The sequence below is a fragment of the Enterobacter sp. Ap-867 genome, assembly GCF_011752855.1.
Taxonomy (GTDB): Bacteria; Pseudomonadota; Gammaproteobacteria; order Enterobacterales; family Enterobacteriaceae; genus Cedecea.
The window spans coordinates 282793-309198 of record NZ_VWWS01000002.1 but is presented as its reverse complement, the minus strand read 5'-3'; the positions used below and the strand labels follow the sequence as shown (position 1 = coordinate 309198).

22 protein-coding genes are annotated in these 26406 nt (G+C 57.7%); 16 read left to right on the top strand and 6 right to left on the bottom strand.

Annotated features, from left to right (window positions below; all coding sequences use genetic code 11):
* The first annotated feature begins 35 nt into the window (after window positions 1–35).
* Genes F3J26_RS09035 through F3J26_RS09020 form a run of 4 tightly spaced genes read left to right on the top strand, consistent with a single transcriptional unit; the run spans window position 36 to window position 3447 of the window.
* The gene (locus tag F3J26_RS09035) at window positions 36–1079 is read left to right on the top strand and encodes an ABC transporter permease (protein WP_166993390.1); all 1044 of its coding nucleotides are present in this window, start codon (window positions 36–38) and stop codon (window positions 1077–1079) included.
* Window positions 1079–1912: an ABC transporter permease gene (locus F3J26_RS09030; protein WP_166877127.1), complete on the top strand. Its 834-nt coding sequence runs from the start codon at window positions 1079–1081 to the stop codon at window positions 1910–1912. Before F3J26_RS09035 ends, F3J26_RS09030 begins: the two co-directional genes overlap by 1 nt.
* Entirely contained in the window at window positions 1905–2738 is an 834-nt protein-coding gene (locus tag F3J26_RS09025) for an ATP-binding cassette domain-containing protein (RefSeq protein WP_166993388.1), read from the top strand. The genes F3J26_RS09030 and F3J26_RS09025 overlap by 8 nt, the downstream gene beginning before the upstream one ends.
* On the top strand, window positions 2725–3447 hold the full coding sequence (locus tag F3J26_RS09020) for an ATP-binding cassette domain-containing protein (RefSeq protein WP_166993386.1): 723 nt from the start codon (window positions 2725–2727) through the stop codon (window positions 3445–3447). Before F3J26_RS09025 ends, F3J26_RS09020 begins: the two co-directional genes overlap by 14 nt.
* A 4-nt stretch (window positions 3448–3451) precedes the next feature.
* On the opposite strand, the gene F3J26_RS09015 is transcribed toward F3J26_RS09020, so the two are convergent.
* Complete coding sequence (locus tag F3J26_RS09015) at window positions 3452–4351, bottom strand: diguanylate cyclase (protein ID WP_166993384.1); 900 nt, start codon at window positions 4349–4351, stop codon at window positions 3452–3454.
* 475 nt (window positions 4352–4826) lie between these two features.
* On the opposite strand from F3J26_RS09015, the gene ygjG reads away from it, so the two are divergent.
* Window positions 4827–6224, top strand: coding sequence for a putrescine aminotransferase (ygjG, locus tag F3J26_RS09010; RefSeq protein WP_205246436.1), 1398 nt, complete (start codon window positions 4827–4829; stop codon window positions 6222–6224).
* Between the two features lie 106 nt (window positions 6225–6330).
* Here the strand turns inward: ygjG and lsrG are convergent, their stop codons facing one another.
* Both lsrG and lsrF read right to left on the bottom strand, forming a co-directional pair.
* Window positions 6331–6621, bottom strand: coding sequence for a (4S)-4-hydroxy-5-phosphonooxypentane-2,3-dione isomerase (gene lsrG, locus F3J26_RS09005; protein WP_008460496.1), 291 nt, complete (start codon window positions 6619–6621; stop codon window positions 6331–6333).
* Window positions 6618–7508 (bottom strand): 3-hydroxy-5-phosphonooxypentane-2,4-dione thiolase, encoded by an 891-nt coding sequence (gene lsrF / locus F3J26_RS09000; protein ID WP_008460495.1) that lies wholly within the window; start codon window positions 7506–7508, stop codon window positions 6618–6620. The genes lsrG and lsrF overlap by 4 nt, the downstream gene beginning before the upstream one ends.
* A 169-nt stretch (window positions 7509–7677) precedes the next feature.
* On the opposite strand from lsrF, the gene lsrK reads away from it, so the two are divergent.
* The 6 genes from lsrK (at window position 7678) to F3J26_RS08970 (ending at window position 16074) form a co-directional block, all read left to right on the top strand.
* Window positions 7678–9258: an autoinducer-2 kinase gene (gene lsrK, locus F3J26_RS08995; protein WP_008460494.1), complete on the top strand. Its 1581-nt coding sequence runs from the start codon at window positions 7678–7680 to the stop codon at window positions 9256–9258.
* Window positions 9259–9501: 243 nt separating this feature from the next.
* The gene (locus tag F3J26_RS08990) at window positions 9502–10485 is read left to right on the top strand and encodes an alpha/beta fold hydrolase (protein WP_166993381.1); all 984 of its coding nucleotides are present in this window, start codon (window positions 9502–9504) and stop codon (window positions 10483–10485) included.
* A gap of 80 nt (window positions 10486–10565) precedes the next feature.
* The gene (locus F3J26_RS08985; protein ID WP_166993379.1) at window positions 10566–11306 is read left to right on the top strand and encodes a response regulator; all 741 of its coding nucleotides are present in this window, start codon (window positions 10566–10568) and stop codon (window positions 11304–11306) included.
* Window positions 11303–12604, top strand: a complete 1302-nt coding sequence (locus F3J26_RS08980) for a sensor histidine kinase (protein ID WP_166993377.1) — start codon at window positions 11303–11305, stop codon at window positions 12602–12604. Before F3J26_RS08985 ends, F3J26_RS08980 begins: the two co-directional genes overlap by 4 nt.
* A gap of 128 nt (window positions 12605–12732) precedes the next feature.
* On the top strand, window positions 12733–13923 hold the full coding sequence (locus F3J26_RS08975; protein ID WP_166993375.1) for a cytochrome c biogenesis protein DipZ: 1191 nt from the start codon (window positions 12733–12735) through the stop codon (window positions 13921–13923).
* A gap of 132 nt (window positions 13924–14055) precedes the next feature.
* A complete protein-coding gene (locus tag F3J26_RS08970; protein WP_166993373.1) occupies window positions 14056–16074 on the top strand; it encodes an oxidoreductase in 2019 nt (672 codons plus the stop codon).
* On the opposite strand, the gene rlmG is transcribed toward F3J26_RS08970, so the two are convergent.
* Complete coding sequence (rlmG, locus tag F3J26_RS08965) at window positions 16071–17207, bottom strand: 23S rRNA (guanine(1835)-N(2))-methyltransferase RlmG (RefSeq protein ID WP_166993371.1); 1137 nt, start codon at window positions 17205–17207, stop codon at window positions 16071–16073. The genes F3J26_RS08970 and rlmG overlap by 4 nt on opposite strands.
* 84 nt (window positions 17208–17291) lie before the next feature.
* Between rlmG and F3J26_RS08960 the strand changes: the two genes are divergently transcribed.
* The 4 genes from F3J26_RS08960 (at window position 17292) to sstT (ending at window position 21562) form a co-directional block, all read left to right on the top strand.
* A complete protein-coding gene (locus tag F3J26_RS08960) occupies window positions 17292–17792 on the top strand; it encodes a M48 metallopeptidase family protein (RefSeq protein WP_008460485.1) in 501 nt (166 codons plus the stop codon).
* 48 nt (window positions 17793–17840) lie between these two features.
* Complete coding sequence (locus F3J26_RS08955) at window positions 17841–18839, top strand: Gfo/Idh/MocA family protein (protein WP_166993369.1); 999 nt, start codon at window positions 17841–17843, stop codon at window positions 18837–18839.
* A gap of 243 nt (window positions 18840–19082) precedes the next feature.
* Entirely contained in the window at window positions 19083–20051 is a 969-nt protein-coding gene (locus F3J26_RS08950; RefSeq protein WP_166993367.1) for a TerC/Alx family metal homeostasis membrane protein, read from the top strand.
* A 266-nt stretch (window positions 20052–20317) separates the two neighbouring features.
* Window positions 20318–21562 carry a serine/threonine transporter SstT gene (gene sstT / locus F3J26_RS08945; protein WP_166993365.1) on the top strand — a complete coding sequence of 415 codons (1245 nt, stop codon included), beginning with the start codon at window positions 20318–20320 and terminating at the stop codon, window positions 21560–21562.
* A gap of 194 nt (window positions 21563–21756) precedes the next feature.
* On the opposite strand, the gene F3J26_RS08940 is transcribed toward sstT, so the two are convergent.
* Together F3J26_RS08940 and uxaC are read right to left on the bottom strand one after the other, a co-directional pair.
* Window positions 21757–23244 carry a UxaA family hydrolase gene (locus tag F3J26_RS08940; protein WP_166877170.1) on the bottom strand — a complete coding sequence of 496 codons (1488 nt, stop codon included), beginning with the start codon at window positions 23242–23244 and terminating at the stop codon, window positions 21757–21759.
* Window positions 23245–23251: 7 nt separating this feature from the next.
* Window positions 23252–24664: a glucuronate isomerase gene (gene uxaC, locus F3J26_RS08935; protein WP_166993363.1), complete on the bottom strand. Its 1413-nt coding sequence runs from the start codon at window positions 24662–24664 to the stop codon at window positions 23252–23254.
* Between the two features lie 375 nt (window positions 24665–25039).
* On the opposite strand from uxaC, the gene F3J26_RS08930 reads away from it, so the two are divergent.
* Window positions 25040–26341 carry an MFS transporter gene (locus F3J26_RS08930; protein ID WP_166877176.1) on the top strand — a complete coding sequence of 434 codons (1302 nt, stop codon included), beginning with the start codon at window positions 25040–25042 and terminating at the stop codon, window positions 26339–26341.
* Window positions 26342–26406: the final 65 nt, after the last annotated feature.

The window sequence follows — 26406 nt, the reverse complement described above, 5'->3', positions numbered from 1 at the left end:
GGGTTAATCACCATTAGCGCATAAAAGAGTTACCCATGTCCGAAGTCTCGCCTTCGTCGCAGCGCCTGCGGCGTCCGCTGCTCACCCTGCTTCAGGGAATATTTACCCTTGCTCTGACCCTGATTGGCCTGCTGCTGATTACCTTCGCGTTGTCTGCGCTGTCCCCGGTGGACAGAGTGCTGCAAATCGTCGGCGACCACGCCAGCCAGTCCACTTACGATCAGGTTCGCCACCAGTTGGGGCTGGACCAGTCGCTGCCCGTGCAGTTCTGGCATTATCTGGTCAATCTCGCCCACGGCGATTTAGGCATAGCCAGCTCAACCGGCCAGCCGGTGCTGCATGATTTGCTTTCAGCGTTCCCCGCCACCCTGGAACTCGCCACCCTGGCGCTTATCGTCGGCAGCGTACTTGGCGTACTTTTTGGTGTGCTTTGCGCCCGGTTCGCCGGTTCACCGCTGGATCTCGTGGTGCGCACTTTTACCCTGCTGGGCAACTCCGTGCCTATTTTCTGGCTGGGTCTGCTGATGCTGGCACTCTTCTATGCTCGTCTGCAGTGGAGCGCCGGGCCTGGGCGGCTCGACGATATTTACCAGTACAGCGTCGAGGCCAAAACCGGCTTCGTGCTGATCGATACCTGGCTTTCCGGCGATAAAGGCGCGTTTCTCAACGCCATTAACCACCTGATTCTGCCGGTATTGCTGCTGGCCTATTATTCTCTCGCCAGCATCACCCGCCTGACCCGCACGGCCTGCCTGAGCGAAATGAACAAAGAGTACATTACGCTCGCCCGCGCGAAGGGCGCAGGCGGCATGGCGATTCTGCTGCGCCATGTGTTGCCCAACATTCGCGGCACGCTGTTCACCGTGATCGCTCTGGCTTACACCAGCATGCTCGAAGGTGCGGTGCTGACGGAAACCGTCTTCTCCTGGCCGGGTATTGGCCGCTATCTCACCACCGCGCTGTTTGCCGGGGATACCACCGCCATCATGGGCGGCACGCTGCTGATCGGCGTGTCATTTGTGCTGATCAATAACCTGACCGACATACTGGTGCGCGCCACCGACCCGAGGACCCGCTGATGCCGTCTTCTCTTTTTCTGCGACGCATGCTGCGCTCCCCGGCGGCCCTTAGCGGGCTGATTATCATTGCCGGGCTGGTGCTTATCGCGCTGTTTGCGCCGTGGCTGGCTCCGTTCGATCCCAACTGGCAGGATGCCGCCGCGCGCTTGCAGGCGCCCAACGCCCAACATCTGCTGGGCACCGACAGCTATGGCCGCGACCTGCTTTCTCGCCTGCTCTACGGCACTCGCCCGGCGCTGGGCCTGGTGCTGCTGGTGACCATTATTACCCTGCCGGTTGGGCTGCTGATTGGCATTCTGTCCGGCTATTACGGCGGCTGGCTGGAGCGTATCTTGATGCGCTTTACCGATGTAGTCATGTCGATGCCCCGCCTGATTTTGGCCTTTGCCTTTGTGGCAATGCTCGGCCCAGGACTGGTTAACGGCGCGCTGGCGCTGGCGTTGACCACCTGGCCCGCCTATGCCCGCCAGGCAAGAAGTGAAATACAGCGCCTGCGCCATAGCGATTATCTTGCGGCCGCAGAAATGATGGGCATCAAAGGCTTGCGGCTGCTGGTCGGCCATATTCTGCCGCTGTGTCTGCCTTCCGCCATTGTGCGCCTGGCGCTGGATCTGGCCGGGATTATTCTTGCCGCCGCCGGTCTGGGTTTCCTCGGCTTAGGCGCCCGCCCGCCGATGTCCGAATGGGGCGCGATGATTGCCGACGGAATGCAGGTCATTTTCGACCAATGGTGGATTGCCGCCATTCCGGGCACCGCCATTCTGCTGAGCAGCCTGGCGTTTAACCTGCTGGGCGATGGCCTGCGCGACGTGCTGGAGCCGCAACATGACTAACAGAATTACCGTTTCCGGGCTGAATATCGACTATCCCGGCACCCGGGTAGTCAGCAACCTCTCCTTCACGCTGGGCAATGAACGCCTGGCGCTGGTCGGCGAATCCGGCTCAGGCAAATCCATGACGGCTCGCGCGCTGATGGGGCTGGTGCGTAAACCAGGCAAAGTGAGTGCAGAGCAGCTCAGCGTGATGGGGCACGACCTGCTCGACATGAATGCCCGGCGCTGGAACCAGCTGCGCGGCAGTGACATCGCCATGGTGCTGCAGGACCCGCGCTATGCGCTGAACCCGGTCAAAAGCGTGCAGCAGCAAATTGACGAAGCGCTACGATTGCACCAGAAGCTGTCCACTGCCGAACGCCGCGATCGCTGCCGCGAACTGGTGCAATCCGTTGGTTTGCCGGATGCGGTTCTGATGCGTTACCCCGGCGAACTGTCCGGCGGCATGGGCCAGCGCGTGATGATCGCCATTGCGCTCGCCAATAATCCCAAAGTGCTGATCGCGGACGAACCTACGTCGGCGCTCGACGCCCGCCTGCGCAACCAAATCCTTGAGCTGCTGGTAGCCCAGTGCGAACAGCGGCAAATGGCGCTGCTGTTGATCAGCCACGATCTGCCGCTGGTAGCGGAACACTGCCACCGTGTGCTGGTGATGTACCAGGGCCAAAAAGTCGATGAAATGGCGGCAAGCGAGCTGCCGCAGGCCACGCATCCTTACACGCGCACGCTCTGGACCTGCCGTCCAAATGCCGACACCTACGGGCAGATGCTACCGACGCTGAACCGCATCGAATTCCAGCCAGGAGAAACCTATGGCGATCGTTAAGGTTGATAATCTAAGCGTGCAGTTCGCCGCCAAAGGCGGGATCAAAACCGCCGTCGCCGGAGCCAGTTTCTCTCTTGAACAGGGCGAGACATTTAGCCTGATTGGCGCTTCCGGCTGCGGGAAATCTACCATCCTGCGCGTGCTGGCCGGGCTACAGCGTGACTGGAAGGGAGTTGTGGAGCTGATGGGCAACCGCATTGCGGCAGGGAAACGCTTCCAGGGCGCGCTGCGTCGCGAAGTGCAGATGGTGTTTCAGGATCCGTATGCCTCGCTGCACCCCAACCACACGATTTGGCGCACGCTGGCCGAGCCGCTGAAAATCCATGGTGAAAGCGAGATTGAAGCCCGAGTGGCGGAAGCATTAGAGCAGGTCGGCCTGCCGTCCGAGGCGGCAAAACGCTACCCGCACCAGCTTTCCGGCGGCCAGCGCCAGCGCGTGGCGATTGCCCGTGCGCTGCTGCTTCGCCCCAAAATTCTGCTGCTCGACGAACCCACTTCCGCGCTGGATATGTCGGTCCAGGCGGAGATCCTCAACCTGCTCAATCGTCTGAAGCAGCAGCACGGCATGACCTATCTGCTGGTCAGCCACGATGCCGACGTGATTGCGCATATGTCCGACCGGGCGGCGTTTATGGCCAACGGGGTGATTGAGCGCACCTTCGATCGTGCTGCGCTGGTAAACGGGGAACACAGGATGGCGAACGCGTAACGCATTATTCCAGCGTGACCATTTCTTCGTCAGACAAAGCCAGAATACAGCGATTGCGGCCCGTGTTTTTGCCGTAATACATGGCTTTGTCTGCCCGACCAATGGCGCTGTGCAGGGAGTCATTCGCACTGACGAGGGTTAGCCCCCCGGTTACCGTCACGCGGATTGCCTGGTCATCCACGCTGATGGGCTGGCTGGCTAAGTGCTGGCAAATGCGCTGCCCGGCCCGCTCTGCCTGCTCACGACTGGTCGCTTCCAGCAGCATAATAAACTCCTCGCCGCCAAAGCGATAAATGCGCTCTTCGTTACGCGTAGCCCCTTTAAGAATGGATGCGACGCTGCGCAACACATCATCTCCGGCGTTGTGTCCCCAGGTGTCATTGATCGTTTTAAAACGGTCAATATCCATGATCAGCAAATAAAGGTTGCGCTCCGCACGCTCGCAGCGAGAGCGTATCAGCGGAAATTCCTGATACATTAAATGGCGTAGCGGCAGGCCGGTTAACGCGTCGTACAAATTGCGGTAGGAAAAAAGGTATTCTTTATACTGGTCGATACTGGAAATAAAATTTTGCTGCGCTTCATTGTAATGATTCAGCAATTCTTCACTAACCTGTTTGCCGATAATAGATAACATGAGTACCCGGGCGGCAGCGTGCATATCGGTGTGGTGCTTATCAATCAGCAGAATCAACTCCCGGTCCAGACTCCCCCCCTGCAAACGCTGCCCCAGCCAGCGGCTGAAACGACAATGCTGATGGGAATGCAGATCGTTGATTTCTTTATCGGGTTCACCGCCCAGCAGGCTGAGGCGCAGGCACTTATTTGCCCAGTTATAATGATCGCGGATGGCAATATTTAGCTCTGATAAAGAGCTGTCGATGTCCTTTATATTGATAGTCACGCTATGCACACCTTGTGTTTAACGGGTCAAGTTAATATCCACCACCTGATGATAACGAATATCGCGGGTTAATTTTCACGCCGAATCATAACTTAAACAAATCCTAAACGGCCAATCCATATTAAAAACTTTACGAATAAGGACATTTATTGTTATACGGTATTTCAGAATAAATAAGCATCTATTAACCATTAAGAAATGCTAAACAATAATAAGCCCGATCTTTATTTTCCTTTTTGCGCCATACGGAAACATGTCGCCCCAAAATGGTGCGAATCTCTTCTCAGCAAGGTCATGCTCACGCAATCGGCCCTCAGCATTAAAACACGCAAAATGTCATCTATTGTGATTAATTATTGCACAGATGTACTCCTGCGGGCGTTTATCCCGATTTCACCTACGGCGCGCTACCTGGCGCAATCCCTGCAATACTTATTTTGTGTATCGCGTGATACGCCACACCCAGGAGCACATTTTGAACAGGTTACCTTCCAGCGCCTCGGCCCTTGCCTGTACGGCGCACGCACTGAACATTATTGAAAAGAAGTCACTTAGCCATGAGGAGATGAAGGCGCTAAACCGGGAGGTGGTTGATAGCTTCCAGCAGCACGTTAATCCGGGTTTTCTTGAGTACCGCAAGTCCGTTACCGCCGGCGGGGATTACGGAGCCGTAGAGTGGCAAGCGAGCAGCCTGAATACGCTTGTCGACACCCAGGGCAAAGAGTATATCGATTGCCTGGGTGGGTTCGGCATCTTTAACGTGGGGCACCGTAATCCAGTCGTTGTTTCCGCCGTTCAGCATCAGCTTGAAAAGCAGCCCCTGCACAGCCAGGAACTGCTCGACCCTCTGAGGGCGATGCTCGCTAAAACGCTTGCCACACTGACTCCGGGTAAACTCAAATACAGCTTCTTTAGCAACAGCGGTACTGAGTCCGTGGAAGCCGCAATAAAACTGGCCAAAGCGTACCAGTCGCCACGAGGGAAATTTACCTTTATTGCCACCAGCGGCGCGTTCCACGGCAAGTCACTGGGCGCACTTTCGGCCACGGCGAAATCCACTTTCCGTAAACCATTTATGCCGCTGCTGCCGGGATTCCGCCACGTGCCCTTTGGCAATATCGAGGCATTACGCACGCAGTTCAGCGAATGTCGTAAAACCGGTGATGATGTAGCCGCGCTGATCCTGGAGCCCATCCAGGGCGAAGGCGGGGTGATTCTGCCGCCGCCAGGCTATTTGCCTGCGGTGCGTCAACTTTGCGACGAGTACGGCGTGCTGCTGATTCTGGATGAAGTGCAAACCGGGATGGGCCGCACCGGCAGGATGTTTGCCTGCGAACACGAAAACGTGCAGCCGGACATTCTCTGCCTTGCCAAAGCGTTGGGCGGCGGCGTGATGCCGATTGGTGCCACGGTTGCGACAGAAGAGGTGTTTTCCGTACTGTTTGATAACCCGTTCCTGCACACCACCACGTTTGGCGGCAACCCGCTGGCCTGCGCTGCGGCGCTGGCGACTATTCACTACCTGCTGGAAGAGAATCTGCCTGCTCAGGCGGCTCAGAAAGGGCAACTGCTGCTGGATGGCTTCCGGGCGCTGGCCCGTGAGTTCCCCGATCTGGTTGTTGAGGCACGAGGCCAGGGGCTGTTAATGGCGATTGAGTTCCGCGACAACGACATCGGCTACGAGTTTGCCAGCCAGATGTTCCGCCAGCAGGTGCTGGTGGCCGGGACGCTGAATAATGCCAAAACCATTCGGGTCGAACCGCCGCTAACGCTGACCATTGAGCAGTGCGAGCATGTGCTTGAGTGCGCGAAGCGCGCGCTTTACAGGCTGAGAGTGACGCAGGATGAGACGGCAGAGGCGCAGGAAAGCTGAGTGCCCCTCTCCCTGACAGGGTGAGGGGGTTTTTCCTATTCAACCCACTTCCTTTGTTTTATTCCCTCTCCCCCATGGGGAGAGGGCCAGGGTGAGGGGGCATTCCCTACGGCAGCAGCCCAATAAAACTCTGCTTCTTACGCGGCTCAGACATCATCTCATCCAGCTTCTCAACGCAGGCGAGATAGTGCGGGGTCTTCTTGTGCGCCAGCACCGCGGCCTCATCCTGATAGGCCTCGTAGATATAAAATCGCGTTGAAACCTCCGGGTCCTGCAGCACATCAAAGCGTAAATTACCGGGCTCTTTGATGGCGCCTTCATGATTCGCCCGAAACACGTCCAGAAACTCGTCGACCCGCTCTGGCTTAATGTTGATCTCCACTAGCGTGACGTTCATGCCTTACCTCCCTGATGCTTCGCTTCAAGCCAGAACTGATAGGCCTCGCGGGCAGATGCTTTCTCGTGCACCACCTTCTTCACCGCCTGCAGCATCGCCAGGGGTGCTTCAGACTGGAAGATGTTGCGCCCCATATCCACACCGGATGCGCCCTGGTCTATCGCCTTAAAGCACATCTCCAGCGCCTCCTGCTCGGGCAGTTTTTTACCTCCGGCGATAACGATCGGCACTGGGCAGCTGGCGGCGACTTTCTCAAAACCGTCCTCAACGAAGTAGGTTTTTACAAACTGCGCCCCAAGCTCGGCGGCAATGCGGCTAGACAGCGAGAAGTAGCGCGCGTCACGGGCCATTTCTTTGCCCACGCCGGTAACCGCCAGCGTAGGAATGCCGTAGCGCGTTCCCTCGTCCACCAGCTTGATGATGTTGTTGATCGACTGATGCTCATACTCGCTGCCGATATAAATTTGCGCGGCCACCGCACAGGCGTTGAGGCGTAATGCATCCTCCATCGTCACGGCGACACTTTCGCGCGAGAGTTCGCTGAGGATCGAATTGCCGCCGGAGGCGCGCAGCACAACAGGTTTGTTGGTGGCAGGCGGGACCACGCTGCGCAGAATGCCGCGGGTACACATCAGCACGTCGGTTTCAGGGAACAGCGGCGCAATAGAGAGGTCAATACGCTCCAGGCCGGTTGTCGGCCCCTGAAAATAGCCGTGATCGAAAGCCAACATCACGGTGCGTCCGGTGATGGGGTTAAAAATCCTCGCCAGCCGCGACTGCATGCCCCAGTCCAGCGCCCCGCTTCCCTTCAGGTAAAACGCCCGGTTCTCCTGCGGCTGGCCAATACCGAAGTCTTTTCCATCTTTAATATCATCCAGATCTGCCATCAAGTTCTCTCCCGGATCCATCAGTGAATAAGAGATAGTGTTCAAAAACTTAGTCAGGGATCGCCCATCGCAACCGTGCAGCGATCACAAAACATCCAAATAGATCGGTCAAATCGCCCGCGATAGATAAGAGTTTATTTATTGAACGAGCGACGGAAGAGGTCTGTGAATGAGTTATCTACTTGCACTGGACGCCGGAACGGGCAGTATCCGCGCCGTGATCTTCGATACTTCTGGCCAGCAAATAGCCGTTGGCCAGGCCGAATGGAAGCACTTGAGCGTGACAGATGTGCCGGGATCGATGGAGTTCGATCTCGCCGTTAACTGGCAGCTGGCCTGCCGCTGCATCCGCGAGGCCCTGCACAACGCTAACCTCTCCTCTTCGGCGATTAGCGCCGTTGCCTGCTGTTCTATGCGGGAAGGGATTGTGCTGTACGATCGCCACGGCGAGCCAATCTGGGCCTGCGCAAACGTGGATGCTCGCGCCAGCCGCGAAGTCAGCGAGCTGAAAGAGATCCACGACTTCCAGTTTGAATCCGAGGTGTACCAGGTTTCAGGCCAGACGCTGGCGCTGAGTGCTATGCCCCGCCTGCTTTGGCTGGCACATCATCGCCCGGATATCTACCGCAAAGCCGCCACCATCACCATGATCAGCGACTGGCTGGCGGCCAAACTCTCCGGTGAGCTGGCGGTTGACCCCTCTAACGCCGGTACGACCGGGATGTTGGATCTATCGACCCGCGACTGGCGGCCTGCCCTGCTGGATATGGCCGGGCTGCGCGCCGACATACTTTCCCCGGTCAAAGAAACCGGCACCGTGCTGGGCGGCATAACCCCACAGGCGGCTGAAGAAAGCGGGTTGCTAAAAGGCACGCCGGTGGTGATGGGCGGCGGCGACGTCCAGCTTGGCTGCCTGGGGCTGGGCATTGTCCGGCCTGGGCAGACGGCGGTGCTGGGCGGCACATTTTGGCAGCAGGTGGTGAACCTGCCGGCCATCAAAACCGACCCCGACATGAACATCCGCATTAACCCACACGTCATCCACAACATGGTGCAGGCGGAGTCCATTAGCTTCTTCACGGGCCTGACGATGCGCTGGTTCCGGGACGCCTTCTGCGCGGAAGAAAAGCTGCTGGCCGAGCGCCTCGGCGTGGATACCTATGCGCTAATGGAAGAGATGGCGGGCCGGGTACCTGCGGGCTCCCACGGGGTGATGCCCATTTTCTCTGATGCCATGCATTTCAAGCAGTGGTACCACGCCGCACCGTCGTTCATTAACCTTTCCATCGACCCTGAGAAGTGCAACAAAGCGACGCTATTCCGCGCCCTAGAGGAGAACGCGGCGATTGTCTCCGCCTGTAATCTGGAGCAGATTTCCGGCTTTTCTGGCGTGAGGTTCGACTCGCTCGTCTTCGCCGGAGGGGGTTCAAAAGGCGCGCTGTGGAGCCAGATCCTGAGCGATGTCACCGGCCTGCCGGTGCGCGTGCCGGTGGTCAAAGAGGCCACGGCGCTGGGCTGCGCGATTGCCGCTGGCGTAGGCGCCGGGCTTTTTGATTCGCTAGCCAGCACAGGTGAGCGTCTGGTGCAGTGGCAGCGAGAGTTCACGCCAAATCCGGCGCACCGCGAGCTTTACGACGAGATGAAGCGCAAATGGCAAAAAGTGTATGCCGACCAGTTAACGCTGGTGGACAGCGGCCTGACGACGTCGATGTGGCAGGCACCGGGGCTTGTACCGAGAGTGGCAGGATAATTTTCCCCTCACCCCGGCCCTCTCCCCAAAGGGGAGAGGGGGAATTAGTTAAGTGTGCGGTTTTTTATCCCCTCTCCCTTCCAGGGAGAGGGCTAGGGTGAGGGTAAAAACACTTTGTATCACACTGTATCCACGACCCCGCCAGATACGCCGCCATGCAAAAAGGGCGGTTTGAAAAACACACCGCCTACAATCTCGTGATGTGATAACCGAACATTTTCTAATGGCTTTGGAGAAAACATCATGTTCAACAAACTGACCCTGTCTGCGCTGATTGCCCCTCTTTCTCTCTCGGTCGTCTTCGCCTGCCAGGCGGAAGCCGCGGGCTTTGATGCCGGACAAATAAAAGAGATTAACGCGGGCGTGCTGAACGTCGGCTATGTCGATCTCGGCCCGAAAGACGGGCAGCCGGTAATTCTGCTGCACGGCTGGCCCTACGACATCAACAGCTTTGATACGGTAGCGCCTGAGCTGGCAAAGCAGGGCTACCGGGTTATCGTGCCAAATCTGCGCGGCTTCGGCAGCACCCGGTTCCTTTCCCCTTCCACTCCTCGTAATGGTGAACCGGCGGCGCTGGCTCAGGATACCGTTGCGCTAATGGATGCGTTGCATATCAAACAGGCCATTTTCGCTGGCTACGACTGGGGCGCACGCACGGCGGATATCGTGGCGGCGCTGCACCCTGAACGGGTGAAAGCGCTGGTGTCGGTCAGCGGCTATCTGATTAGTAGCCAGGAAGCAGGGAAAAAACCGCTGCCGCCGCAGGCCGAGCTGCAATGGTGGTATCAGTTCTATTTCGCGACTCCACGCGGCGCGGCAGGATATGAGAAAAACACCCATGACTTCGCCAGACTGATCTGGCAGCAGGCTTCTCCGGGCTGGAAGTTCAGCGATGAGACCTTTAACACCAGCGCCAAATCACTGGATAACCCGGACCACGTTGCGATTACCCTGAGCAACTATCGCTGGCGCCAGGGGCTGGAAAACGGCGAGCAGAAGTACGCGGCTGATGAGAAAAAACTGGCTGCGCTGTCGAATATCACCGTGCCAACCATCACCATTGAAGGCGACAACAACGGCGCACCACATCCTGCACCGGCGGCCTATGCGGCGAAATTTACCGGCAAATATGAACACCGAACCTTCAGTGGAAACATCGGCCATAACCCACCACAAGAAGCGCCAGAGGCGTTTGTGAAGGCAGTGGTAGATGCCGGTAAGTTGTAGTAAAAAAAGAAAAACATAGCCGTTCACTGCCGGGCGGCTATGCTAGTTTTAGCCTTCAGTTTTAGCGCCGGGAGCCCCAGGTGGAACATATCGATCATATTCTCGTGGTGGACGACGACCGCGATATTCGCGAGCTAATCGTTAGCTATCTGGAAAAATCCGGCTACCGGGCCAGCGGCGCGGCCAACGGCAAGGAGATGCGTTCCGTTCTGGATAAGCAGCACGTCGATTTAGTGGTGCTGGACGTGATGATGCCCGGCGACGACGGGCTGACGCTCTGCCGCCAGCTGCGCAGCGATAAGCACAAAGATCTGCCTATTTTAATGCTGACCGCCAGAAACGAAGACAGCGACCGGATCCTCGGCCTCGAAATGGGCGCGGACGACTACGTGGTAAAACCTTTTGTCGCCCGAGAACTGCTGGCGCGGATCAAGGCGATCCTTCGTCGCTTCCGCGCGTTACCCCCCAATTTGCAGGTGACCGAAGCGGGCAGGGTCATCGCTTTTGGCGAGTGGCAGCTTGATACTTCGGCCCGGCATCTGATTGATTTACAAGGCACGATCGTTGCCCTGAGCGGGGCGGAATATCGCCTGCTGCGCGTGTTTTTGGATCACCCGCAGCGCGTTTTGACGCGCGATCAGCTGCTGAACCTGACTCAAGGCCGCGATGCAGAGCTATTCGAGCGATCGATCGATTTACTGGTCAGCCGCGTCCGCCAGCGCTTAAATGAGGATGCCCGAACCCCGGCCTACATCAAAACCGTGCGTAGCGAAGGCTATGTGCTTTCCGTTCCCGTGACGATCGTCGAGGCGCGAGAATGAGGCTTTGGCCCCGAACTCTGCTTTCCCGGCTGTTTCTCATCATTCTCGTCGGCCTATTTCTGGCTAACGGCCTGACCCTGGCGCTAACCACGCTCGAGAGAATGAACAGCGCCCGCAGCGTGATGCTGGATAACCTGCAAAACAACGTTGCCACCAGCGTCGCGATCCTCGACAAGCTGCCGCCCAATGAGCGACCGGCCTGGCTGGACCGGCTCGCCCGGGAAAATTACCACTACATTCTTGGGCCAGGGACACCGGGCAAACCACCCACCGACGAACGTTCTAAAGACGCTATTGCATCTCTGAAAGAGGCGCTGGGCGAGCATTATCAGCTCGATTTCACCTCCATTCCCGGTATGCGCTCCCATATTCAGGCGCATTTGACGCTGGCCGACGGCTCGCCGCTGACCATCGACCTTACGCCGCGTATGCCGCCGATTGAAACCTGGCTGCCGGTGGTGATTGCCATCCAGCTTGTCCTGCTGGCGCTTTGCGCATGGTTTGCCGTGCGCCAGGTGGTGTTGCCGTTTACCCGTTTTACCCGCGCCGTTGAAGCGCTGGAACCCGCCAGCTCAAGCCCCGTGGACATGCAGGAAAGCGGCCCGCTGGAAGTGGAACACGCGGCCAAAGCGTTTAACGCGATGCAGGCCAGAATCCAGGGGCACCTGAAAGAACGCACGCAAATTCTGGCCTCCATTTCGCATGACTTACAGACGCCGATTACCCGCATGAAGCTGCGCCTGGAAATGAGCGACGAGCCGGAACTGCGCGACAAACTAATGCAGGATCTGGACAACATGACGCATCTCGTCCGCGAGGGCATCGCTTATGCAAGGTCGTCGGAAAGTCTGGAAGAGGCTCCCCAGCGAATTGAGTTGAGGGCGTTTGTGGACAGCATTGCCTGCGATTATCAGGACGTCGGCAAAGCCGTGACGTTTGCCGCGCCGGAAGTGTCACTCCCGCTTTCGACCCGTCCCCAGGCGCTGCGCCGTATTCTGACCAACCTGCTGGATAATGCGCTGAAGTTCGGCACCGCCGCTGAAGTCAGCCTGACGGCGGGAACCAGCCAGGTCACGCTGGCAGTGTGCGATAACGGGCCGGGGATCCCCGAGGAGGAGCTGGACGCCGTGTTGCAGCCTTTTTACCGCGTGGAAAGTTCCAGAAATCGCGACACCGGCGGCACCGGGCTTGGGCTGGCGATAGCCGCCCAGCTTGTCGGCCAGTTAGGGGGGAAATTAACGCTGACTAACCGGCCACAGGGCGGTTTGCAGGCCTGCATCACGCTGCCTGTAGCCTGATTGTATCGCTCTGTATGCCGCCGAGTCGCCGACAAACAAACTGACAATCAGGACGGTTTTCCCACACATCACGAACACATCAGGCGGGTTAAATACCCCGAAATCATCCTGTAACCGTGAGGTGTGTTATGCCCGTTCTGATTGCCTTTCTTGGCGGTATGCTCAGTTTATTAAGCCCCTGTACGCTGCCCGTTATTCCTTTGCTTTTCGCTGCATTTCGCGGCAAAAAAAGCCAAATCATCGCCCTGCTTGCCGGCATGGTGGCCATGTTCACCGCCGTGGCTTTGCTGGTCGGCGCTGCCGGGGAGTGGATCGTGCGCGCCACGCTGGCTGGCCGCTGGGTAGCGCTGGGGATGCTGGCGCTTGCCGCGCTCACGCTCATCTTCCCCGCGCTTGCCGAACGGCTGATGCGCCCGGCGGTGCAGGTGGGGAATGCCATCAACAACCAAAGCTACCGCGCTCGCGGCACGCTGTCGGCTTTTCTGGCCGGACTGGCGGTGGGGCTGCTTTGGTCGCCCTGCGCGGGGCCGATTTTGGGGGCCATTCTCGGCCTCGGCTTGTCCGGCTCTTCGGCTGTCACCACCGGCCTGCTGCTGGCGGCCTACGGCAGCGGCTGCGCGCTGATGCTGGCGCTGCTGTGGTTCTGCGGTCACCGGCTGCTGGCTCGCCTGCGTGAGAAAATGGCGCTGATGGCGCAGCTGCGTCGAGTGGCTGGCGTGGCTATGCTTGCCACGGTGGCGTTTATCGCCTCTGGCACCACGGCGGTGCTGCAAAACACCAACGGTTTCGGCGCGAAGCTGGAGCAGCGCCTGCTGGCCTTCTCCCCCACCACCACGCCAGCGCCTAAGCTGCAGCCTATTGTGGATCCCGCGCCCACCAGCGCAATGCCGCCGCTTTCCGGGGGAACCGCATGGATCAATAGCCCGCCGCTGACGCCAGAGGCGCTGAAGGGCAAAGTCGTGCTGATCGATTTTTGGACCTTCGATTGCATTAACTGCCAGCACGCGCTGCCGCACGTCCGGGAATGGGCCAACAAGTATAAAGATCAGGGCCTGGTGGTGATTGGCGTGCATACGCCGGAGTACCCGTGGGAGAAAGATCTGGATTCGGTGAAAAAGGCAGTAGCCAAGTGGCAGCTGCCGTACCCGGTCGTCACCGACAATAACTACCAGATCTGGAATGCCTTCGGAAACCAGTACTGGCCAGCGCATTATTACTTCGACGCTCGCGGACAGCTGCGCAATGTCTCTTTCGGCGAGGGGAATTACGAGCAGCAGGAGCAGGTTATTCAGAAGCTGCTGAAGGAGGCTCGCGCCTGATTTTGCTTTCGGGGAGGCGGGAATATGACTCTCATCACATTCGCCGCACTCCCCTTTTCCCTTTTGCCCTGCGACGGCTAAATTAGAACTCATCCGACCACATAACAATAATGTTACAAATTGGGATTTATTATGAGCTACTCGTCGCTGCTTGCCCCGCTGGATCTTGGCTTCACCACTTTGAAAAACCGCGTGCTGATGGGCTCGATGCACACCGGGCTGGAAGAGCTGCCGGACGGCGCTGAGCGCCTTGCCGCTTTCTATGCCGAGCGCGCCCGGCACGGCGTGGCGCTGATTGTCACCGGCGGGATCGCCCCGTCGGCCTCCGGGGTGACCGTTGCCCACGGCGCGGTGCTGAACGACAAAAGCCAGCTGGCGCATCACCAGATTGTGACCGGGGCGGTGCACCGCGAAGGCGGCAAAATTGCCCTGCAGATCCTGCACACCGGGCGCTACAGCTACCAGCCTAAGCTGGTCGCTCCGTCGGCCATTCAGGCGCCGATCAACCCGTTTAAACCTCATGAGCTCAGCCACGAAGAAGTGTTAACGCTGATTGAGGACTTTGCCCACTGCGCCAGCCTGGCGCGTGAAGCCGGGTATGACGGCGTGGAGATCATGGGCTCGGAAGGCTACCTGATTAACCAGTTTTTGGCCGCCCGCACCAACCAGCGCGACGATGAATGGGGCGGAGACTACGAACGCAGAATGCGTTTTGCCGTTGAAGTCGTGCGTACTGTGAGAGAACGCGTTGGCAAAGAATTTATTATTATTTACCGCCTGTCGCTGCTCGACCTCGTCGAAGGCGGCGGCAACTTTGAGCAGGCCGTCACCCTTGCCAAAGCGATAGAAAAAGCGGGTGCGACGCTGATTAATACAGGCATCGGCTGGCACGAAGCCCGTATTCCTACCATCGCGACCTCCGTGCCGCGCGGCGCGTTTAGCTGGGTCACCAAAAAACTGAAAGGCCACGTCGCGCTGCCGCTGGTGACCACCAACCGAATCAACACCCCGGAAACCGCCGAGCAAATCCTGGCCGACGGCGATGCGGATATGGTGTCGATGGCACGCCCTTTCCTGGCTGACGCCGAGTTTGTTTCTAAGGCCGCTGCGAATCGCGCCGATGAAATCAATACCTGCATCGGCTGCAATCAGGCCTGTCTGGATCAGATCTTCGTGGGTAAAGTCACCTCTTGCCTCGTCAACCCGCGCGCCTGCCATGAAACCAAAATGCCGGTTGTGCCTGTTTCACAACCGAAGCGTCTTGCGGTGGTAGGTGCTGGCCCCGCCGGACTAGCCTTTGCGGTCAACGCCGCCGGGCGCGGCCATAGCGTCACGCTGTTTGACGCTGCGGCGGAGATTGGCGGGCAGTTTAACATCGCCAAACAGATCCCCGGCAAAGAGGAGTTCTTCGAAACGCTACGCTACTACCGCCGAAAGCTGGCCCTCACCGGCGTGGACGTTCGCCTGAATCAGTACGTTACCCCGGAGATGCTGTCCGACTATGACGAAGTTATTCTGGCCTGCGGGATTGAGCCGCGCCTGCCGGAAATTGACGGCATCGGGCATTCGAAGGTGCTGAGCTATGTCGATGTGCTGCGCGACAAAGCCCCTGTGGGCAAACGCGTGGCGGTGATTGGTGCGGGCGGCATCGGGTTTGATACTTCGATGTACCTTAGCCAGGAAGGGGCATCCACCAGCCAGAGCATCGCTGAGTTCTGCGTGGAATGGGGGATTGATACCAGCCTGCAAACGTCAGGCGGCCTGCGCCCGGAAGGGCCTCATCTGCACAAAAGCCCGCGCAGTATCTTCCTGCTGCAGCGTAAAACCAGCAAACCGGGCGAAGGCCTGGGCAAAACGACGGGCTGGATCCACCGCACTACGCTTGCCGCGCGAGGCGTGAAAATGATGGCTGGCGTGAGCTACGAGCGTATTGACGATGCCGGGCTGCATATCACCGTCGGCGGGGAGCCACAGCTGTTGGAAGTGGATAACGTGATTATTTGTGCCGGGCAGAATCCGCGCCGCGAGCTGGCTGAGCCTTTACAGGCGATGGGTAAAGCCGTGCATTTAATTGGCGGGGCCGATGTGGCAATGGAGCTGGATGCCCGGCGCGCAATTGCGCAGGGCACCCGTTTAGCGCTGGAGATTTAGCGGCGACGGCCTAACTTCACCGCTTTCAGCACCACGAACTTGTTGTTCGTTGCCACCGTGGTGCAGTTGCCGAAGATCTTCTTCAGCTTGCGGAAGTAGTCGAGGTGGCGGTTGGCCACAATGTACAGCTCGCCGTTAATTTTCAGGCAGCGGCGAGCGTGGTGGAACATTTCCCACGCGATCTGATCCGTCAGGGCATGCTGCTGGTGGAACGGCGGGTTGCACAGTACGGCGTTAAAGCGGAAAGGCTCCACGCCGGACAGCGCGTTGTTGATCATAAACTCACAGCGGTCGATATCGCCCGGCAGGTTGGTTTCAACGTTCAGGCGCGCGGAAGCCACCGCCATCGGCGATTCATCCACAAACACCACCTGCGCCAGCGGGTTTTTCTCCAGCAGCGTCAGGCCAATCACGCCGTTACCGCAGCCCAGATCGACAATCTCGCCTTCCAGGTCCGACGGCAAACTTTCGAGGAAGAAACGCGCGCCGATATCCAGCCCGGTGCGGGAGAAGACGTTGGCGTGGTTGTGAATCGTCCACTCGGTGCCCTCCAGCTTCCAGCTCAGTGTTTCCGGCACATCTACCAGCTCTGGTTGGGTGAAGGTCGGGTTAATCAGACGCGCTTTTTTCCACGCCAGCGTGGTCGTGGTTGGCCCTAAAATTTTTTCAAACAGCTCCAGCGTGGAGTTGTGAATGTCCCGCGCTTTCGCACCCGCAATAATGCGGGTTTCCGGCGTCACGACTTTGCGCAGCGCACGCAGCTGCTGCTCAAGCAGGGCCAGCGTCTTAGGAATTTTAATCAGCACCAGCCCCGGCGCCTGCGGGTAAGCCGCGGTGCTGTCGAGGAAGGTGACGCTGTTTTCCGGGATGTCGTTCTCGCGCAGGTTTTCACGCGTGGCCAGTTCGCTTAAGTACGAGTCGCCAATGCTGTAAGGCTTGTGTTCAGCCAGCACGCAGGCCAGCGCGCCGAACGTGTCGTTAAAAACAAGAACGGGGCCGACTGGCTCAAGTTCGTCTACCTGCTGCAACAGGTAGTCATCTGCCGCTTCCCACGCCTGCAGCGGGTTTACGTCGTCCGTTTCCGGAAAACGCTTCAGCGTCAGTGAACGAAAACCGTTGTCTAATTGGCTCATCGGCCCTCCTGGATGGTAAAGTTTGGTGATATCCCCATAGCGGGGGCGAGAGTATACCTTTTTTTCCTTCAACCTGAGACAAGCATGAGCGAACTGATTTATTTAAGCGGCTATCCGGAGCATTTGCTTTCGCAGGTGCGCACCCTGATTAGCGAGCAGCGCCTCGGCGCGGTGCTAGAAAAACGCTACCCGCAGGGGCACAACATCGCGACCGATAAAGCGCTTTATGCTTACACTCAGGAGTTGAAAAGCCAGTTTCTGCGCAATGCGCCCCCGATAAATAAAGTCGCCTATGACAACAAGATCCACGTGCTGAACAACGCGCTGGGGCTGCATACCGCGATTTCCCGCGTGCAGGGCAACAAACTAAAAGCTAAGGCGGAAATTCGCGTGGCGACCGTATTTCGCTCCGCCCCTGAAGCTTTTTTACGCATGATTGTGGTTCACGAACTGGCGCATCTTAAGGAGAAGGATCACAACAAAGCTTTTTACTCCTTGTGCTGTCATATGGAACCGCAGTATCACCAGTTAGAATTCGATACACGACTTTGGCTTACCCAGCTGGCGCTGAGCGGCGCGGCTTGATAAAGCCCCGATTTATTGACTATCGACTTCCGGAGAACGCCCCCGTTTATGATACGTTTCGCTGTGATTGGAACCAACTGGATCACCCGCCAGTTCGTAGATGCCGCCCATGAGAGCGGCAAATTTAAGCTGACTGCGGTGTACTCCCGCAGCCTCGAACAGGCGCAAAGCTTCGCCAACGATTACCCGGTGGAGCATCTGTTTACTTCGCTGGATGAGCTGGCGCAGAGCGATGCGATCGACGCGGTGTATATCGCCAGCCCTAACTCGCTGCACGGCCCGCAGAGCCTGCTGTTCCTGAGCCACAAAAAACACGTTATTTGCGAGAAGCCGCTGGCGTCTAATCTGGCCGAAGTTGAAGCGGCCATCGCCTGCGCCCGCGAAAATCAGGTGGTGCTGTTCGAGGCGTTTAAAACCGCCAGCCTGCCGAACTTTATTGCCCTGCAGCAGGCGCTGCCGAAGGTGGGGAAAATTCGCAAGGTGCTGCTCAACTACTGCCAGTACTCTTCCCGCTACCAACGCTACCTGGACGGTGAAAACCCGAACACCTTTAATCCGGCATTTTCTAACGGCTCGATCATGGACATCGGTTTCTACGTTCTGGCCTCGGCGGCGGCATTGTGGGGCGAGCCGCAAGCCGTTCACGCCACGGCTTCCCTGCTGGACAGCGGCGTAGACGCACACGGCACCGTGCAGCTGAACTACGGTGATTTTGACGTTACCCTGCTGCATTCCAAAGTGAGCGACTCGACGATCCCAAGCGAAATTCAGGGCGAAGCCGGATCGCTGGTGATCGAAAAAATCTCTGAATGCCAGCGGGTGACGTTTATCCCACGCGGCGGCAAACCGCAGGATCTGAGCCTCCCGCAGCATATCAACACCATGCTTTACGAAGCGGAGACGTTCGCGCGCCTGGTGGAAGAGAATGAGGTTAATCACGCCGGACTGGTAACATCGCGCATTACGTCGGCACTGGCGACCGAGATTCGCCGCCAGACCGGGGTGAAGTTCCCGGCGGACGACGTGGACCAGCAGGCCACGGCGTAAAGTATTTCATATAAAAGTGGGTATCAAATATTGACCAAAGCCATGGCTTGTCATATTTTGTTACCTGCAAAGGGGAGTAACTTCATTGCCGGTTAATCGTCATTACGATGCGCAAGCATCCGGTTGCCGGGCGACGTGAAAACGTCGTAAGTGAGACCTTGCCGGAAGGCGAGATCCCTGTTGCAAGCGAAAGCGGCTGGCGTCTTCTGATGTTGGCCGTTTTTGTTTTCAAGGAATCTTATTATGCATACTGTCGGTACTCCGCTGCTCTGGGGCAGCTTCGCCGTCGTGGTCGCCATCATGCTGGCGATCGATCTGCTGGTTCAGGGCCGTCGCGGCTCGCACACCATGTCGATGAAACAGGCGGCCGTCTGGTCGCTGGTCTGGGTTTCACTTTCCCTGCTGTTTAACCTCGCTTTCTGGTGGTATCTCAGCGGCACCGCTGGCCGTGAAGTCGCCGATACTCAGGCGCTGGCCTTCCTCACCGGTTATCTGATTGAAAAAGCGCTGGCGGTCGATAACGTCTTCGTCTGGCTGATGCTGTTCAGCTACTTTGCCGTGCCTGCTGCGCTGCAGCGGCGTGTGCTGGTATACGGCGTGCTGGGCGCAATAATCCTCAGGACCATCATGATCTTCGGCGGCAGCTGGCTGATTACCCAGTTCGAATGGCTGCTGTATGTGTTCGGCGCTTTCCTGCTCTTCACCGGTGTGAAAATGGCGCTGGCAAAAGAGGACGATAGCGGCATCGGCGATAAACCGCTGGTTCGCTGGCTGCGCAGTCATCTGCGCATGACGGACAAAATTGAGAACGAGCGCTTCTTCGTGCGCCAGAACGGCCTCCTGTACGCCACCCCTCTGCTGCTGGTGCTGATTCTGGTCGAGCTGAGCGACGTGATTTTCGCGGTAGATAGCATTCCGGCGATTTTCGCGGTCACCACCGACCCGTTTATCGTGCTGACATCTAACCTGTTCGCGATCCTCGGCCTGCGCGCCATGTACTTCCTGCTGGCAGGCGTGGCAGAGCGTTTCTCGATGCTGAAATATGGCCTGTCGGTGATCCTGGTGTTTATCGGTATCAAGATGCTGATCGTTGATTTCTACCATATTCCTGTCGCCGTTTCGCTCGGCGTAGTGGGTGGGATTCTGGCGGGAACGCTGATTATCAATGCGTGGGTCAACCACCGTAACGACCAAAAGACGCCGGTCAAATAGACCAGCTTCTCATCACAAATTAAGGGGCGTAATGCCCCTTTTTCATTCTGGCGATCCGCTATCGCATCAAACTGCTGAATATGTGACGCACATGTTAATAATTAGTTGCAAAATCTAACGCTGAGCGCAATTCCAGCTTGAAATGCTTTTTCCCTCACCGCTTTTCCTTATACTCACCGGGCAAACACATTTTCTTACAACCGCACAGACGTAGCGCACTACGCACGCGGCACAGCACGACATCACTGAAACACAGGAAGGTATTCATGAGTTCGCAAGCTTCTGGACTACTGCAGCGCTTTGCCCGCGGCAGCCTCGTAAAACAAATTCTCGTTGGCCTGGTGCTGGGTATTCTGCTCGCGCTGGTCTCAAAACCTGCCGCTATCGCAACCGGCCTGCTCGGCACGCTGTTCGTCGGCGCATTGAAAGCCGTGGCGCCGGTGCTGGTGCTCACGCTGGTGATGGCTTCCATCGCGAATCATCAGCAGGGCCAAAAAACCAATATTCGCCCTATCCTGGTGCTCTATTTACTGGGCACCTTCTCCGCCGCGCTGACCGCCGTTGTCGTTAGCTTTATGTTCCCCTCCACGCTCCATCTGACCAGCAGCGCCACGGACATTACGCCGCCATCCGGGATTGTCGAGGTGGTTCACGGTTTACTGATGAGCGTGATTGCCAACCCGATACACGCCCTGCTGAACGCTAACTACATCGGTATTCTGGTGTGGGCGGTCGGCCTGGGCTTTGCGCTGCGCCACGGAAACGAAACGACCAAAAACCTGGTGAACGACCTGTCTGACGCGGTGACGTTTATCGTAAAGGTGGTGATCCGCTTCGCCCCTATTGGGATCTTTGGCCTGGTCGCATCCACGCTTGCCACCACCGGTTTCTCCACGCTCTGGAGCTATGCCCAGCTACTGCTGGTGCTGATGGGCTGTATGTTTGGCGTGGCGCTGATCATCAACCCGCTGCTGGTGTTTATGACCACTCGCCGTAACCCGTATCCGCTGGTGCTGGCTTGCCTGCGCGAAAGCGGGGTGACCGCGTTCTTTACCCGCAGCTCGGCGGCGAATATTCCGGTTAACATGAACATGTGCCAGAAGATGAACCTGGATCGCGATACTTATTCGGTGTCGATTCCTCTGGGGGCAACGATCAATATGGCCGGGGCGGCCATCACGATTACGGTACTGACGCTGGCGGCAGTGCATACGCTGGGCGTGCCTGTGGATCTACCGACCGCGCTGCTGCTGAGCGTGGTGGCTTCACTTTGCGCCTGCGGGGCTTCCGGCGTGGCGGGCGGTTCGCTGCTGCTGATCCCACTGGCCTGCGGCATGTTTGGCATACCGAACGAGATTGCCATGCAGGTGGTGGCGGTCGGCTTTATCATCGGCGTATTGCAGGATTCCTGCGAAACCGCGTTGAACTCTTCTACCGACGTTATCTTTACTGCCGCCGTTTGCCAGGCAGAAGATGCTCGTCTGGCGAAGGCCGATTTGTTACGCGGCTAATATCAACGAGCCATGCTGGGTGTTCGGCACTGACTTAAACCGCAGCATCGCTTCTGGTTTACCCCTCACCCTAACCCTCTCCCTACAAGGGAGAGGGGATAGATTGTGGACTGCTCTACCCTATTAGAGGGGATAGATTGCGGACTGCTCTACCCTATTAAGTGTTTTTCTCCTCACCGCTGGGGAGAAGGCACTCATAGCGTGACGCCGCTTTTAAACAGCGCCAGCTCGCGAAAATCATTTTTCTCGTTGCAGGTTGGCGCGCCGTTCACTTTCTCAACTATCGTCTCAATAAACTGCGCCAGCAGCTCGGGCATCGTGCTGCCATGCAGCAGCCTGCCTGCGTCAAAGTCTATCCAGTGCGGTTTTTTCGCGGCCAGTTCGCTGTTAGTGGCGATTTTTAGCGTCGGCACAAAGCCGCCGTAGGGCGTCCCTCGCCCGGTACTGAACAACACCATATGGCAGCCAGCTCCCGCCAGCGCGCTGGTGGCGACCGCGTCGTTACCCGGCGCACTCAGCAAGTTTAAGCCAGCCTGTTTTAGCCTTTCTCCATAGCGAAGAACATCGACCACCTGGCTTTCACCGGCTTTTTGCGTACAGCCGAGGGATTTCTCCTCAAGCGTGGTGATCCCGCCCGCTTTATTCCCCGGCGACGGATTCTCGTAGATGGGCTGCTGGTGTGCAATGAAGTAGCGTTTGAAGTCGTTGACCATCGCCACGGTTTTCTCAAACGTGGCTTCGTCCCGGCAATGGCTCATCAACAGCCGTTCCGCGCCGAACATTTCCGGCACTTCCGTCAGTACCGTGGTGCCACCGTTCGCCACCATATAGTCCGAGAACCGGCCCAGCATCGGGTTGGCGGTAATACCGGAGAGGCCGTCCGAACCGCCGCATTCCAGCCCGAATTTCAGCTCGCTCAGTTTACCCGGTTCGCGCCTGTCGTGGCGCATGACCTCATACAAAGCGTGGAGATGCTCCAGCCCCGCTTCAACCTCATCGTCCTGCTGCTGAAGCGCCATGAAATGAACGCGTTCTGGGTCGTATTCACCTAAGGTTTCGCGGAAAGCAGCGATCTGATTGTTCTCGCAGCCCAGCCCCACCACCAGCACCGCGCCCGCATTTGGGTGATGCACCATGTTTTGCAGCATGGTGCGGGTGTTGAGATGGTCGTCCCCCAGTTGGGAGCAGCCAAACTGATGGCTGAACAGCCAGGCACCGTCGATATCCGGGGCGTTATTGGTTTCCTGCAGGAAACGGCTCAGCATCTGGCGAGCCATGCCGTTCACGCAGCCAACAGTCGGCAGGATCCATAGCTCGTTACGAACGCCGACCGCGCCGTTGCTGCGGCGATAGATGTTGACGTTCCGGTCGCCAAAAGGCTCCGCCGCTGGCACGACTTCCGGCTGATAGCGGTATTCATCGACGTCATTAAGGTTGGTGCGCAGGTTATGGGAATGCAGATGCTCACCTGCGGCGACATGGCAAAGTGCGTGACCAATAGGCAAGCCGTACTTCACGACGTTTGCCCCTTCGGCAATTGGCTGGAGCGCAAACTTATGGCCGCGCGCGATCGGCTGGCGCAGCCTGAAAGCTTCCGGCGGAGTACCTATCTCTTCGCCTTCCGGCAGGTCCACCAACGCAACAGCAACGTTATCCAGCGCATGGATCCTGATATATCGCATCGCGGCCTCAGTTCAGCTCAATGGCAAAGTAGTCGCGGGCGTTGTTGAAACAGATGTTTTTCACCATCTCCCCCAGCAGCGGCATATCTTCAGGCACTTCCCCTGCCTGGACCCAGTGGCCAAGCATGCGGCACAGAATACGGCGGAAGTATTCGTGGCGCGTGTAGGAGAGGAAACTGCGGCTGTCGGTTAGCATACCAACGAAGCGGCTCAGCAGCCCAAGCTGGGCAAGCTGGGTCATCTGCCGCTCCATGCCGTCTTTCTGATCGTTAAACCACCAGCCGGAGCCGAACTGCATTTTGCCTGGCATCCCTTCTCCCTGGAAGTTACCGACCATCGTGCCAATCACCTCGTTATCCCGAGGATTGAGGCAGTAGAGAATAGTTTTCGGCAGCAGGTTTTCTTCATTTTGCTTACTTAACAGTTTCGACAGCGGCTCGGCCAGCGGGCGATCGTTTATCGAATCAAAGCCTACATCCGGCCCCAGCAGGCGGAACTGCCGCTGGTTATTGTTGCGCAGCGCGCCGATATGGTACTGCTGCACCCAGCCGCGACGGGCGTATTCCGTGCCAAGCCAGGCCAGCACCGCCGTTTTAAATTGCGCGACTTCGGTGTCGTTAACCGCGCCGCCAGCCAGACGACGGGCAAGAATAGCATCCAGCGTAGCTTCATCCGCTTCGGCAAAGACCACCACGTCCAGCGCGTGATCGGCGACCTTACAGCCGTGGGCAGCAAAATGATCGAGTCTTTTGCTCAGCGCCGCCTGGAGGTCGCTAAAGCGACGAATATCGGTGTCGGACACGGCGGCCAGCGTCGAAATGTAGCCGGTAAACGTCGCCTGTTCGATATTAAAGGCTTTGTCCGGCCGCCAGCTCGGCAGCACTTTGATGTCGAAGCTGCCATCTTTGGCCACGGCGGCGTGGTGCGCCAGAGAATCCACCGGATCGTCAGTGGTGCCGACCATTTTCACGTTCATCTGCTGCATGATGCCTCTGGCGGTGAACGAATCCTGCTCCAGCAAAGCGTTACACTGCTGCCAGATGTCTTCCGCCGTTGCCGGCGAGAGCAGTTTGCCGGTAATACCAAACGGGCGGCGCAGCTCCAGATGCGTCCAGTGATAGAGCGGATTGCCGAGGGTATGCGGCACGGTGGCAGCCCAGGCATCAAACTTTTCGCGGTCGCTGGCATCGCCGGTACACAGCCGCTCAGCCACGCCGTTAGTTCGCATTGCTCGCCACTTGTAGTGATCCCCTTTCAGCCAGATGTCATACAGGTTTTTAAAGCGATAGTTGTCCGCTATTTGCTGCGGCGGCAGGTGGCAGTGGTAATCAAAAATGGGCTGCGATTTCGCGTAGTCATGGTACAAGCGGCGGGCGAATTCAGTATCAAGAAGAAAGTCTTCAGTCATAAAGGGGGTCATAAGAGATATCCTCTGCAGATAACGGTGCTATGCATTCGCATCATGATGGCACGAAGTTATCACACCAATTTCCCTGCAACGACCTCAATTTTGCGTTAATGGTCACAAAACAAACACATAATTTCCGTCTTTATGTGCATAAAACGGACTAAATCCCGCGCCGATACTGACCTGAGAGCAAGGTATAACCCAACATTACGCGAAAATGCTTTTGTGATATCACTCAACTTATAAAGATGTATGACAAGTTATCGTTCAAACCGTCGCAGTACCTCTTGCCGGGCAACGCTTGCCCCGGCCCATGGGTGACAAGAGCAGGAACGGAGCCGATTTATCGGGAACAACGTTCACAATAAAGACGGGATGGGGTTAGAAATGCGAAAAATAAAAGGTTTACGCTGGTACATGATAGCGCTGGTGACGCTGGGCACCGTGCTGGGCTATCTGACCCGCAACACGGTGGCCGTCGCGGCGCCCACGCTGATGAGCGAACTGAATATCACCACGCAGCAATACTCGTGGATCATCGCCGCCTATTCGGCTTGTTATACCGTTATGCAGCCCGTCGCGGGCTATCTGCTCGACGTGCTGGGCACCAAAGTGGGCTACGCGGTGTTCGCCGTCGCCTGGGCTATTTTCTGTGGAGCAACCGCGCTGGCGGGGAGTTGGGGCGGTCTCGCACTTGCCCGTGGCGCAGTCGGTGCCGCCGAAGCGGCGATGATCCCCGCAGGATTAAAGGCCAGCAGCGAGTGGTTCCCCGCCAAAGAACGCTCTATTGCGGTGGGCTACTTCAACGTCGGCTCTTCCATTGGGGCAATGATTGCCCCGCCGCTGGTGGTCTGGGCCATTGTGATGCACAGCTGGCAGATGGCGTTCATGATAACCGGCGCACTGAGCTTTATCTGGGCCATGATCTGGCTGTGGTTCTACAAAAACCCCCGCGACCAGAAAAAACTCACCAGCGAAGAGCGTGAGTACATCATTAGCGGCCAGGAAGCCCAGCACCAGACCGATAACACGAAAAAGATGTCGGCGTGGAAAATCCTGCGTAACCGCCAGTTCTGGGGCATCGCCCTGCCACGCTTCCTGGCCGAACCCGCGTGGGGCACATTCAATGCCTGGATCCCGCTGTTCATGTTTAAGGCCTACGGCTTCAACCTGAAAGAAATCGCGATGTTCGCGTGGATGCCCATGCTGTTTGCCGACTTTGGCTGCATTCTTGGGGGCTATTTACCGCCGCTGTTCCAGCGTTGGTTTGGCGTTAACCTGATTGTTTCTCGCAAGCTGGTGGTCACTATGGGGGCCATCCTGATGATTGGGCCTGGCACGATAGGCCTGTTTACCAGCCCTTACGTGGCGATTGCCTTGCTCTGCGTGGGTGGATTTGCTCATCAGGCGCTGTCCGGGGCGTTAATCACCCTGTCGTCCGACGTTTTTGGCCGGAACGAAGTCGCCACGGCGAACGGCCTGACGGGCATGGCAGCCTGGACCGCCAGCACCTTGTTTGCCCTGGTCGTCGGCGCGCTGGCCGACACAATGGGATTCAGTCCGCTTTTCGCGGCGCTTGCCGTGTTCGATCTCCTCGGCGCGATTGTTATCTGGACGGTGCTGAAAAACCAGTCTGCCAGCGAACTCGCAGCCACTGCTCCCGCCCCGGAGGCCGTGACACAGTCTTGATATAAAAACCGCCGCCTTCGGGCGGCAATTCTCACGTTGGTTGCTAGAGCGTCACCGGGAAAAGT